General features: G+C 67.2%; 14 protein-coding genes. 6 read left to right on the forward strand and 8 right to left on the reverse strand.

The window, feature by feature from the left end:
- On the forward strand, window positions 1-292 hold a 292-nt coding region (locus tag RT123_RS02860), incomplete at its 5' end, for an endonuclease/exonuclease/phosphatase family protein (protein ID WP_313007737.1).
- Here RT123_RS02860 and RT123_RS02865 read toward each other — a convergent pair.
- The 6 genes from RT123_RS02865 to RT123_RS02890 are packed head-to-tail and all read right to left on the reverse strand — an operon-like array spanning window position 270 to window position 5,131.
- Window positions 270-1,481 carry a CCA tRNA nucleotidyltransferase gene (locus RT123_RS02865; RefSeq protein WP_313007739.1) on the reverse strand — a complete coding sequence of 404 codons (1,212 nt, stop codon included), beginning with the start codon at window positions 1,479-1,481 and terminating at the stop codon, window positions 270-272. The genes RT123_RS02860 and RT123_RS02865 overlap by 23 nt on opposite strands.
- Entirely contained in the window at window positions 1,478-2,140 is a 663-nt protein-coding gene (locus tag RT123_RS02870) for a CoA pyrophosphatase (RefSeq protein ID WP_313007741.1), read from the reverse strand. Before RT123_RS02870 ends, RT123_RS02865 begins: the two co-directional genes overlap by 4 nt.
- A complete protein-coding gene (locus RT123_RS02875) occupies window positions 2,137-2,682 on the reverse strand; it encodes a DUF1285 domain-containing protein (protein WP_313007743.1) in 546 nt (181 codons plus the stop codon). Before RT123_RS02875 ends, RT123_RS02870 begins: the two co-directional genes overlap by 4 nt.
- Before the next feature lie 38 nt (window positions 2,683-2,720).
- Window positions 2,721-3,215 carry an N-acetyltransferase gene (locus RT123_RS02880; RefSeq protein ID WP_313007745.1) on the reverse strand — a complete coding sequence of 165 codons (495 nt, stop codon included), beginning with the start codon at window positions 3,213-3,215 and terminating at the stop codon, window positions 2,721-2,723.
- A 60-nt stretch (window positions 3,216-3,275) separates the two neighbouring features.
- The gene (locus RT123_RS02885; RefSeq protein ID WP_313007747.1) at window positions 3,276-4,049 is read right to left on the reverse strand and encodes an enoyl-CoA hydratase; all 774 of its coding nucleotides are present in this window, start codon (window positions 4,047-4,049) and stop codon (window positions 3,276-3,278) included.
- Complete coding sequence (locus tag RT123_RS02890; protein WP_313007749.1) at window positions 4,046-5,131, reverse strand: MBL fold metallo-hydrolase; 1,086 nt, start codon at window positions 5,129-5,131, stop codon at window positions 4,046-4,048. Before RT123_RS02890 ends, RT123_RS02885 begins: the two co-directional genes overlap by 4 nt.
- 100 nt (window positions 5,132-5,231) lie before the next feature.
- Between RT123_RS02890 and RT123_RS02895 the strand changes: the two genes are divergently transcribed.
- The 4 genes from RT123_RS02895 (at window position 5,232) to RT123_RS02910 (ending at window position 8,639) form a co-directional block, all read left to right on the forward strand.
- Window positions 5,232-6,224: a hypothetical protein gene (locus tag RT123_RS02895; protein WP_313007751.1), complete on the forward strand. Its 993-nt coding sequence runs from the start codon at window positions 5,232-5,234 to the stop codon at window positions 6,222-6,224.
- A 102-nt stretch (window positions 6,225-6,326) separates the two neighbouring features.
- Window positions 6,327-7,112 carry an exodeoxyribonuclease III gene (gene xth, locus RT123_RS02900; RefSeq protein ID WP_313007753.1) on the forward strand — a complete coding sequence of 262 codons (786 nt, stop codon included), beginning with the start codon at window positions 6,327-6,329 and terminating at the stop codon, window positions 7,110-7,112.
- A 5-nt stretch (window positions 7,113-7,117) separates the two neighbouring features.
- Window positions 7,118-7,633: a hypothetical protein gene (locus RT123_RS02905; RefSeq protein ID WP_055753176.1), complete on the forward strand. Its 516-nt coding sequence runs from the start codon at window positions 7,118-7,120 to the stop codon at window positions 7,631-7,633.
- Between the two features lie 88 nt (window positions 7,634-7,721).
- On the forward strand, window positions 7,722-8,639 hold the full coding sequence (locus RT123_RS02910) for a cobalamin biosynthesis protein CbiG (protein WP_313007755.1): 918 nt from the start codon (window positions 7,722-7,724) through the stop codon (window positions 8,637-8,639).
- 9 nt (window positions 8,640-8,648) lie between these two features.
- On the opposite strand, the gene recN is transcribed toward RT123_RS02910, so the two are convergent.
- Both recN and RT123_RS02920 read right to left on the reverse strand, forming a co-directional pair.
- A complete protein-coding gene (gene recN, locus RT123_RS02915; protein ID WP_313007757.1) occupies window positions 8,649-10,346 on the reverse strand; it encodes a DNA repair protein RecN in 1,698 nt (565 codons plus the stop codon).
- Window positions 10,347-10,422: 76 nt separating this feature from the next.
- The gene (locus tag RT123_RS02920; protein ID WP_039245588.1) at window positions 10,423-11,277 is read right to left on the reverse strand and encodes an outer membrane protein assembly factor BamD; all 855 of its coding nucleotides are present in this window, start codon (window positions 11,275-11,277) and stop codon (window positions 10,423-10,425) included.
- Window positions 11,278-11,467: 190 nt separating this feature from the next.
- Here RT123_RS02920 and prs point away from each other — a divergent pair.
- The coding region (gene prs / locus RT123_RS02925) for a ribose-phosphate diphosphokinase (protein ID WP_313007760.1) at window positions 11,468-11,937 on the forward strand (470 nt) is incomplete at its 3' end.

The raw sequence follows: 11,937 nt of genomic DNA on the forward strand, positions 1-11,937 counted from the left end.
CCTGGCCGAGCGGATGAAGGCCGCGCCAGAGCATGCCACTATCGCCGCCGGAGATTTCAACAGCGTCTCCAGCGCTCGTATCGGCAAACAAATCCAGTCCGACCTGGGCCTGATCCCCGCGCCCAGTTGGCCCGGCACCTGGCCCAGCCAGATTCCAGCCTTCGCCGGCATCACCATCGACCAGGTCTATCGTTCGCCGGATCTGGCCCTGATCACGCGCCGCCTGGGCGAGCCGACGGGATCCGACCACCGCCCCGTCGTCACCGAGTTCACCCGCGCTCAGTCGGGATAAGGGCCTTCAGCCGCGCCTCATGGCCCTCGGCAGGGAAGTCGTCAGCGATCCAACCGTCCTCGAACGCTTTCAACACCCGTCCTGTCTCCGGCCCTGGCGTCAGGCCCAGACGCGCCAGATCGCGCCCCCCCACCGGCATCTTGGGCGGAGTCCAATCGGCGGCCAGCACCCGCAGCCGCGCGCCATCGCCCCCGCCGGCCGCCTCAGCGCGCATCAGCCGATCCTCGAACGTCCTGCGTCCCAGCCTGTAGATCGCCGCCCGCGCCTCGGCGTCGCTCATCGTCGGCGAAACCGCAGGCCCGTCCGCCACCGCCGCCGCCAGCCGATCTCGCACCGCGTTCGACAATCTCGGACGACCCGCGATCTCCGCCACACCTCCCGCATCTGCGGGCAGCAAGGCCGACAACCGCATCACCGGATCGTCGGTCAGTTCACACATCGCCTCGAACAGCGCTAGCGGCTGCGCCTGCGGCAGCACTTCAGCCAGCACGTCGGTCTTGGCCATCGCCCGCACCGCCGCACGCGGGTCGGGCGCCGCCAGCAGTTTCAACACCTCCTTGGACACCCGCTCGGCCGACAGCTGCGCCATGCCGCCCTTCAGCGCCGCGCACGCCGCCAGTCCGACCGCGTCCGGCTCACCCCGCCCGTACCAGGCGTAGAACCGGAAGAATCGCAGGATGCGCAAGTAGTCCTCGCGGATGCGCGTCTCCGCCTCGCCGACGAAAACGATGCGTCCCGCCGCCGCATCCTCCAGCCCGCCGCCCGTCGGATCGAACACCGTCCCTGCCGCATCGGCGTAAAGGGCGTTCAGCCGGAAATCCCGCCGCGCCGCATCCTCGGCCCAGTCCTCGGTGAAGGCGACCACCGCACGGCGCCCGTCCGTCTCCACATCACGACGCAGGGTCGTGATCTCATAGGGACGCCGCTCCGACACGCCCGTCACCGTGCCGTGCTCGACGCCGGTCGGCACGGCCTTCAACCCCGCCGCGTCCAGCGCCGCCATGGTCTGTTCGGGCCACAAGCGCGTGGCGATGTCGATGTCGTCGACCGGCTGCCCCAGCAGACTGTTCCTCACGCAGCCGCCGACGAACCGCGCGCAGCCCGCACCGCCCGCCGCTTCTAGCGCTCGCATCACCGCCCCCGTCGCTTGGCTTTCCAGCCAGGGCTGTCCCTTCACAGAGACGCTCATGCCGCGTCCTCGTCGGCCGCCGCTTCCGGCGCAGCCTCGTCGCCATACAGCCGGACGTGCAAAGCCTTCAGGATCCCCGCCGTCACGCCCCAGATGTAGCGCTCGCCCCAGGGCATGGCCCAGAACCAGCGTCGCAAGCCCTCATCCAGATCGTAAAAGTCGCGACGATGGTTGGCGGCGTCCATCAGAAAGTCCCACGGCGTCTCGAACACCTCGGCGACCTCGTCCGGCGACGGCGTCGTGACCGGCGCCTCGCGTAGCCAGCCGATCACCGGCGTCACCAGAAATCCGGTCCCCGTCTCATAGGCGTCCGACAGGCCCAGCACCTCGACCGCCGACGGGTCCAGCGCCACCTCCTCGTCCGCTTCACGCAGCGCCGCCTGAACTGCGGTTTCGCCGGGGTCGAGCCGACCGCCCGGGAAGGCGATCTGCCCCGTGTGCCGCGCCAGGGTGTCGGCGCGCCGCGTCAGTAGCACCGTGGCCCCATCGGGCCGCGCCACGATGGGGATCAGCACCGCCGCTGGCCGAAGTTCCTTGGCCGTCCGTGTCGCTTGCGGGTTCAGGTCGAAGTCCGACCGCGCCGCGACCAGTTCAGGCCGCCACGTCTCGACCGGCGCCAGCCGATCGACCAGCCGCGCCCTTAAGGTCTCCAGGCTCACGTCACCGCGCCCAGCGAGAAGACCTGGCCGCCCGACCGAACGACCAGGCGTCCATCGACCTCTTGGGCCATTTCGACCATTTCATAGAAGACCGACCGCGCGATGCGCGCCCACAGATCGCGGCGCACATGGATGCGCGGCGCCGGCTCACCCGTCGCGGGATCGGTTTCGACGACGATGGCATCGGCCTCGCTCGCCGTCACCTCGTCGCCGACATCGGTGGTGAAAATCAGAGCGTCGCCCTCCCGCCGCATCGCGACAGCCCGGAACGGCAAATCCTCGACGGTGATCTGCAGCTTTTCGACCGGCGTGACCAGGTGATAGCCGTCCGGGTCCTTCCTCAGCACCGTCGAGAACAGCCGCACCAATTCCCTGCGGCCAATGGGCGAGCCTTCGTGCATCCAGACGCCGTCCGTCCGGATGACGATATCGATGTCGCCGCAATGCTCGGGATGCCACAGGTGGACCGGCGGCAAACCCTTGCCAGGCGCCTGTTTGGCCGCCTCGGCGACAGCGTTCAGTCCTGACTTGGGATTATCCATCCCCCTGACTTAGGCCCCGCGAACCGTGCGGGAAAGGGTCAGCCGATGCGAACCGAACCCGAAACCTGATTCACCCCGGTCGCCAGCCACAGGACGCGGCGGCGATCCACAGGTCCGGGCAGGATCGCCTCAGGCGCAGGGGCGAATCCGAACCGCCCGAAATAGGCCGCGTCCCCGACCAGCAGCACGCCGCCGACGTCCAGCGTCCGTGCGTGATCCACGCACGCCTGAACTAGTTCGGTGCCCAGACCGTCGCTACGGCGGCCGGCGTCCACCGCGATCGGTCCCAAAAACAGGGCCGAGGTGTCTCCAACCACGACAGGCCACAGTCGCACCGAGCCCACCACTTCCCCGTCCCGCTTCACGACAAAGCCCGCGCTTGGCTGCGAACCTTCACGCAGACGCTCGGCCGTCTTGGCGAACCGTCCTGGCCCAAAGGCGGCCATGACCAACGCATCCACGCCTTCGGCGTCGGCCGGGGTCTCGGCTTCGATACGGCTTAAGGCCGGAGGTATGGAAAGGGCGTGCGACATCGGCGCGCGCACCTAGAAGCAAAGCTGCACCAAATCAAGGCAAGGCCTTGCGACGACCGCTCAACCCGCCTTCGAAAAGTCCGGCGCCCGCTTTTGTGTAAAGGCCATGAAGGCCTCCATCGCTTCGGGGCTCTTCATCTGAGAGCCGAAGGCTTCGCCCTCGCGCTGCATCAGGGCCCATAGACCTTCTGCGTCACGCATCAGCCGCTTGGTCTTGCGGATCGAGTTGGGCGCTCGAGCAGCCACCTTGGCCGCCAGCTCCGCCGCCGTCGCCTCGACCTGATCGGCCGGGACCGCGCGATTGGCGATACCCCACGCCAGGGTTGTCCGGCCATCCAGCGGCTCGCCCAGCGCAAACAGTTCGAAGGCCCGCTGATGACCGATCACGGCCGGCAACAGCAGGCTGGACGCCGCCTCCGGCGCCAAGGCCAGATTGACAAAGGGCACGGACAGCAATGCGTCCTCGGCGACCACTACCAGATCGCAGTGCAGCAGCATGGTCAGACCGATCCCGACCGCCCGCCCTTTCACGGCGGCCACAGCCGGCTTGTCCAGGTCCGCCAGCGCCTTCAGGAAGCGAAACACGGGCATGTCGCCCGGTCCCGCGCCCTGCGATCCCAAGGCGATGAAGTCCTGAATGTCGTTGCCGGCCGAGAAGCTGTCGCCCTCGGCCCGCAGCAGCAGTACGCGCACTGCATCGTCCGTGCGGGCCCGCTCCGTCGCCTCGGCCAGGGCCGAATACATGGCCTGGGTGATGGCGTTCTTCTTGTCGGCCCGGTCCAGGGTGACGGTCAGGACGCCGTCGATCAGTTCGCTGCGGATATGTTCGCTCACGTCGTTTCCTCGTCCTGTGCGACGGCGCTCCACCAGTCGACGCCGCTCTCGTCCCGCGTCCGCTGGGCGCGGCCGCGTCGTTCCAGATAGTTCAGATGCGCCTGAGCCTCGCCTGTGGCTATACCCAGCACCCCATCCCCGACCACTCGACCGAAGACGGCGGAGAAGCCGTCGACCACCCTAGACGGTTGACGCAACGTCCGCTCAAGCCGTTTCAGCGCGACCTCATGCCCTCGCTTCAGGGCATCGAGCCGCGCATGCACGCCGTAGAAGGGCTCGCCATGCGCCGGCAGGACGAACGCGCCCTCCGGCAACAGCGCCCTCAGCTTGTCCAGCGAGCCCATCCAGTCACCCAGAGGGTCGGCTTCCGGCTCCGTCGACCAGACCGAGACATTGGAGGAAATGCGCGGCAGGATCTGATCCCCGGCGATGAAGACGTCGTCCGACCGCCGCCACAGGCAGACATGTTCCGGGCTGTGGCCTGACCCGACGACCACCGTCCAATCGTCTCCGTCGATCTGAACGATATCGCTGTCGGACAGTCGCAGATAGCTGCGCGGCATTGTCGCCACGCCCTTGCCGAACCCGCCGTAGTCCGCCCGCCAGCGCGCGACCTGCTCATCGTTCCACCCCGCCGCACGATAGTGTCGCTCGCCGTCCGCAGGCGCGTCGCCCGCCTCCTCGGCCATCAGCATCCTAGCGGTCACATACTCCAGTCGCGACATCAGCAGCGGCGCGCCCGACCGCTCGCAAAGCCAGCCCGCCAGTCCGATGTGATCGGGATGCATATGGGTGCAGATCAGCCGCGTCACCGGACGACCGCCCAACGCGCCATCCAGCGCCGTCTCCCACGCTGCAACGGTACCCGATGTCTTCAGACCCGTATCAAGGACGACCCAGCCGTCGCCGTCCCGGATCGCATAGGCATTCACATGATCCAGCTGAAACGGCAGGGCGAACCGTAGCCACAGCACGCCGCGCGCGACTTCGATCGCCGCGCCCGCGCCGGGCACGGCGTCGAACGGATAGATCAGCCCCCGCCCATCCTTCGCGGCCGTTGTCGGCGCCGTCCCATCAGCCAAGTCAGTCTCCAATCGAAACGCGCAGATACTTAGCCCGTGTCCCTTGCCGCCGTCCACACTCGCCTTGACCGCGTGCCAATACGACGTCACGTAGTCGGTAGTGACAAATCTGGGTGTCGATATGAAAGCTCGAATATTCGCCGCAACGACAGCGCTCGTTTTCAGCGCGATTTCCGTGTCTGCCTTTGCGCAAACGACGCCGTCAACGGGGTATGGGCCTGCAGGATCTCGAAACGGGATCGAAGCCCCCAGCGAACGGGTGACACCGTCGCGTGTTCAGCGCCCCAGCAACAACCAACCGCGACGCGAGCGTCAACCGGTACCGCCCACGGCAGTAGAGATTTTGGCGGCCGCGCAGCAACAAGCCACCTTGGCCAGCGCCAACTGTCAGGTCAGTGAAGCCAAGCTGCTTGGGCAAACCGCCGACAAGACGTCGGTGTATGAGGTAGCCTGCGCCACGGGTCCTGGCTTCATCATCGAATCGAAGACACCACCGTCCGCGACCAGCTGCATTGCGCTCGCCTATTCGGCGCGCGTGGCACGTGAACGCGATCCCGCCGCCGATGTCGGCCTGCAATGCACGATCGCCGCCAACACCGACACCGACAAGTTCTTGCGCGAATACGCCCAACAGGCCGGCGTTCCTTGTGCGGTCGATCAGACCAAGGTGCTGGGACAGTCCAACGGCGGTGTTGTGGTCTACGAAATCGGGTGCTCCGACGGTCCGGGCTTCTGGATCAGGCAAGACGCCGGCGTTTGGAGCAAGACGCCGTGCCTTCAGGTCCTGGCCGAGAACGGCGCCTGCGAATTCACGACCACGGCCGAAAACGCCACCTTCGTAAAAACGCTCCTCGCTGGCTCGGAAGCCGCATCCTGCAACGTCGTCGAAGCCCGTCTGATGGGGCAGAACGCAAACGGCATGTTCTATGAAGCCAAGTGTGAAGGGGCCGATGGCGTCATCGCCCGCGTGAACGCCGAAAACGCGGTTCAGCAAATCTACCCTTGCGCCACGGCACAACGCATCGGCGGCGGCTGCAAATTGACAATTGCGGCTCCGGCCGCTGCGCCAGCCCCTGCCGGCGGTCGCCCATAAACGACGACAGAGACCAGACGAAAGGGCCGTCGGAGCGATCCGGCGGCCCTTTTATTTTGCGCCCTCTTTTCCAAAACCGAGACGCAGCCTAGCGTCGTCGCCATGCGCATCGCCACCTGGAACGTGAACTCCGTCAACGCCCGCCTGCCCACCGTGCTGGCGTGGCTGGAGCAGGCCGCCCCCGACGTCGCCTGTTTCCAGGAGATCAAATGCGTGGACGAGAAGTTCCCGCGCGAGGCTTTCGAGAGCCTGGGCTACAATGTCGAGACCCACGGGCAGAAGAGCTACAACGGCGTCGCCCTGCTGTCGAAGTATCCGCTGTCCGACATCCGGCGCGGCCTGCCTGGCGACGAGACTGACGAACAGGCGCGCTATATCGAGGCTCTGGTCGAGGCGCCCCGGCCCATTCGCGTCGGCGCCATCTATTTGCCGAACGGCAATCCGATCGGGACCGAGAAGTTCGCCTACAAGCTGGCCTGGTTCGATCGGTTGAACCGCCATGCCCAGGATCTGCTGGCGTTCGAGGAGCCGCTGGCCCTGTGCGGCGACTACAACGTCATCCCCGAGGCCGAGGACGCCAAGAATCCGGCCGCCTGGACCGACGACGCCCTGTTCCAGCCTCAGAGCCGCCAGGCTTTCCGCGCTCTGAAGAACCTGGGTCTGGCCGACGCGCACGAGATCGGCGGCGAACCGGCCGGCACCTACACCTTTTGGGACTATCAGGCCGGCGCCTGGCAGCGGGACCATGGCATCCGCATCGACTTCGCCCTGCTGTCGCCACAGGCCGCCGACCGGTTCCGAGGAATCGAAACCCACCGTGACGCCCGGGACATGGAAAAACCCAGCGACCACGTCCCCGTGGTGGTCGATCTCGATCTGGAGGCCTGACGACCATGGCCGACGTGTTGCGGGTGGTGTTGCTGATCGCCCTCGCGGCGGCCCTGCTGACGACCCTGGCCCTGGCGCTGTCGTGGTGGATGGAGCCGCCACGCCGCCTGCACCGCGCCATGCTCAAGACCCTGGGCGCCGCGCCGGAAGTCGAGGCCTTGTCGCCGGGCGAAGGTCGCGCCTGCGCCTTGAACTTCGACGTCGAACAGGTCGTCGTGCTGTGGGCCAACGGCGCCCATGGCCTGGTCTACGCCTTCGATGAGGTCGAGGGGGGCGAGATCATCGTGGACGGCCACGTGGTCGCCCGCATTCGCCGGGGCGAGGCGCGCAAGTCGCTGGACGTGCTGGCCCCCGATGCCGAACAGGTCGTGTTGCGGCTGATGTTCGCCGACGCCCGCCATCCGGAGTTCGAACTGGCCCTGTGGGACGCCGCCCTGCCCGTCCAGACCGGCTCGCCGGGCGAGGCGCTGCGTCTCGGTCGCCGCTGGTTGTCGCATCTGGAGGCCCTGCTGAAAGGCTGAGGCGCCGCATGGGCCTTTCAGTCGCCGCGATGCGGCGTTAGAAGCCCGGCTCACTCCTAACCGACACGCCTTTATCAGGGAGGCCGCCTTGGCCCGCCTTTTCGACGCCTATATCGTCGCCGACTGGACCGCCGCCGAAACCAAGAAGCTCGGCGACACCTCGCTGTGGATCGGCGTGGCCAAACGCGACGTGCGTTTCCGCCTCTATACCGAGACGCACAATGTCGCGACCCGGGCCGAAGGCGAAGCCCTGCTGGCCTCGATTCTGGCGGACCACAGAAAGCGCGGCGATCGGGTGCTGGTCGGGCTGGACTTCAACTTCGGCTATCCCGCCGGCACGGCTGCGCGCCTGAAGCTTGACGGGACGGCGGGGCAGGCCCCGTGGCAGTTGATGTGGAAATTCATCGCCTCCAACATCGTGGACAAGGCCGACAACACCAACAACCGCTACCAGGTCGCGGCCAAGATGAACCGGCTGATGACCGACGAGGCCTGGCCTCTGTGGGGAGCGCCGGCCAAACAGGCCCAGCGCTGGTTGACCACGACGAAACCGCCCGCAGGCTCCGGCGCCGACATCCCCGAGTTCCGCGCCACCGAAAACGCGGCTCGCAAGGGCCGGCTTCAGCCCAAGAGCGTGTGGCAGATGCACGGCGCCGGCGCCGTGGGCGGCCAGACCCTGGTCGGCATCCCGGCTGTGCGGCGGCTTCTGGAAAGCCTCGGCCCGTCAGGCGCCGTCTGGCCCTTCGGCACCGGCTGGCGCGCGCTGACGTCCGAGGACGTGGAACCCTTGTCGGCCCTGGTTGTCGAGGTCTGGCCGTCGATGCACGAGACCAAGCCTCAACCCGGTGAGTTCAAGGACCAGGCCCAGGTCCGCTCCACGGCCGAGGCGCTCGCCCGGATGGACGAGGTCGGCGACCTGGCCAAGGCGTTCGCCCCGCCCAAGGACGCCACGCCCGAGCTGATCGCGCAGGTCGAACAGGAAGAAGGCTGGATCCTGGGCGTCTAAAAAGTTCAGTCAGCCGATCAAGGCCCGCGCCGCTGCGCGTGCTTCGTCGGTGATCTCGGCGCCGGACAGCATTCGGGCGATTTCCTCCTGACGGCGCTGGTCGTCCAGGGCGACGACGGTGGTGGTGGTCAGGCCGTCGCGGTCGGCCTTCATCACCTTCCAGTGGGCATGGCCGCGCGCGGCGACTTGCGGACTGTGCGTTACGACCAGGACCTGGGCGCCGTTCGACAGGCGTTTCAGGCGCGACCCCACAGCCTCGGCGACCGCGCCGCCGACGCCCTGATCGACCTCGTCGAAGATCATCACGGGCTGACGCATGTCCTCGCGGCTCGCGAGAGCGGCCTTCATCGCGAGGGCGAAACGCGCCAGTTCGCCGCCCGAGGCGATGGCGTCCAGCGGGCCGAAGTCGGTTCCGGCGTTGGTGGCGATCTGGAAGCGCACCGTCTCGACGCCGTCCGGCCCGCGTCGGCCCTCGATCGGCTCCAGAGCCACGCGGAACCGCGCGCGCTCCAGCTTCAGCGGGCCCAACTCGCCCATGACGGCGGCGGTCAGCCGTTCGGCGGCCGCTTCCCGCGCCGAGGTCAGGAAAGTGGCCGCCAGATCATAGGCTTCCGCCGCCTCGGCCGCCTCGCGCCCGGCATTGGTCAGCGCCTCCTCCCCATCCTCGATCAGCCGAAGCTGCTCGCGCAGGCGAATGCGCAGGGTCGGCAGGGCGTCGACGGTGGTGTGCAGCTTGCGGGCGGCGGCGCGCAGGGCGAACAGCCGCTCCTCGGCCTTGTCCAGACGGCCGGGCTCATAGTCGAAGGCGTCGGCGGCGGCGTCCACGGCGGCCAGGGCCTCCGCCGCCTCGACCATGGTGCGGTCGATCGCCTCCACGGCGGCTGACAGTTTGACGATGACCGGATGATCGCCCTCGGCGCCCGCCTGCCCGGCCCGCTGGCGCGCATGTTCGACGGCTCTCAACGCCGCGCCCAGTTTCTGGCTCAGCTTGTCGCCGCCTAGTTGGGTGCGCGCGTCGCCCAGATCGGCGATGGCCTTTTCGGCGGCGCCCAGCAGGGCGCGTTCGCCTGCCAGTTCCGTCTCTTCGTCGGCGCGTGGATCCAGCGCATCCAGTTCGGAGAGGTTCAGGCTGATCTCTTCGCGCCGCGCATCGGCGTCCGCCGCCTGCGCCTTCAGCTCGGCCAGCTTCGCCTCGGCGGCCTTCAGCTTGGCGGAGGCCGACGCGACCGCCGACAACTGAGGCTGCAGTCCGCCATAAGCGTCCAGCGACGCGCGGTGCGTTCGCCAATCCAGCAGGCCCACCGTCTCATGCTGTCCATGCACCTCGACCAAGGCCGCGCCGATCTCGCGCACGGCCGTCACACCGGCCGGCTGATCATTGACATAGGCCCGGCTGCGACCGTCGGCGCCCAGCACCCGTCGCAGGATCAAATCCTCCCCCGGCTGCACATCGAATCCCTTGTCGGCGATCAGGGCCAGCAGATCGGGATCGTCGGGGGCGGAGAAGACAGCTGTGGCAACCGCCTGTTTGGCGCCATTGCGCACCAGGCCTGCATCGCCGCGCCCGCCGAGCGCCAGGCCGAGCGCGTCCAGAATGATCGACTTGCCGGCTCCGGTTTCGCCGGTCAGCACGGTCAGGCCATTCTCGACCTCGAGATCGAGCACGTCCACCAGGACGACGTCACGAATGGAAAGGGCGGTCAGCATCGCGTCAGGCGCCGGCGGAACGAATCATGACCGACAGAATCCCGATCCCCGCCGGATTGCACAAGCCGTCGCGTGATCAGCCCGGAATGATCCGCTGCAGCCAGCTTTCGCGCTTGCCCTCGGGCGCCTTGTCCGGCGTCTGACCGTTTTCGGTCAGCAGCGCATAGGCCTCGGCGTACCAGGGGCTGCCCGGATAGTTGTAGCCCAGAACCGCGCCGTTCCGCGTCGCCTCTTCCTTCAGACCCAGCTGAAGGTTGACCTCGACCAGGCGATACAGGGCTTCGGGCGTGTGCGAGGTGCGCTGGAAGTCCGGGTTGGCGATCACGGCCTTGTAGCGGTTCAGGGCCGCCAGCGGCTGGTTGGCGCGCTGATAGTAGCGGCCGATGTTCATTTCCTTGCCGGCCAGCTGGTCGTTGACCATGTCGATCTTGACGGCGGCGTCCGAGGCATAGGGCGTGCCCGGATAGCGGCGCGAGACATCCTTCAGACCCGCCAGGGCGGCGGTGGCGTAACCCTGATCGCGCCCCACGTCGGTGATCTGCTCGAAATTGCAGACCGCCTTCATATAGAAGGCGTAGGACGCCGACGGATTGCCGGGGAACAGTTGGATGAACCGGTCGGCCGCCGCGATGGCGTCGGCATAGGCGTTATTCTGATAGTAGGCGTAGATCTGCATCAGGATCGAACGACGCGCCCAGTCCGAATAGGGATGCTGGCGTTCGACTTCCTGGAAATAGTCCACGGCGTCGGACCAGCGGCGCTGCTGCAGCCGATCATAGCCGGTGTTGTAGAGCGCCTCGACCGGACGTTCCTCATAGGCCAGCTTGGGACGCTTGGTGCCCGAGCAGCCTGAAATCGTCACTGCGGCGAGCGCCGCGGCCATCAGCACCATGCCGGAACGGAACTTAGAAGCGGACAAGGACGACCCCATGACGTGTGAAGGACGGCCCTGAAGCCGTTCCCCGGAAACCAACGCGGCGACCTCTAGCACCCGCAACCGAGCCGCGCCATGCCGAGGAAAACTCAGCATACGACTTGCCCTGCCCGGCTCCACTGGTAAAGAGCGCGCCAACCGACCGCCGTTCATGGGGGGCGGATGACGGCGAAAGGATGACCGGCCGATGAAGCTGCTCTCAGGCAACTCCAACCGCGCACTGTCCCAGGCGATCGCCGACCACCTGGACGCGCCCCTGACCAAGGCCCAGGTCAAGCGGTTCGCCGACAACGAGGTCTTCGCCATCATCGAGGAAAACGTCCGCGGCGAGGACGTATTCATCCTGCAGTCGACCTCCTATCCGGCCAACGACAACCTGATGGAGCTGCTGATCATCACCGACGCCCTGGTGCGGGCCTCGGCGAAACGGATCACGGCCGTCATTCCTTATTTCGGCTATGCGCGTCAGGACCGTAAGACCGGCGGCCGCACGCCGATCTCGGCCAAACTGGTGGCCAATCTGATCACCCGCGCCGGCGCCGACCGCGTTCTGACGATGGATCTGCACGCCGGTCAGATCCAGGGTTTCTTCGACATTCCGACCGACAATCTGGTCGCGACCCCCGTGCTGGCGCAGGACATCAAGGAAAACTATGC

The organism is Brevundimonas vesicularis (assembly GCF_032067225.1).
In the GTDB taxonomy this organism is placed as follows: Bacteria; Pseudomonadota; Alphaproteobacteria; order Caulobacterales; family Caulobacteraceae; genus Brevundimonas; species Brevundimonas vesicularis_F.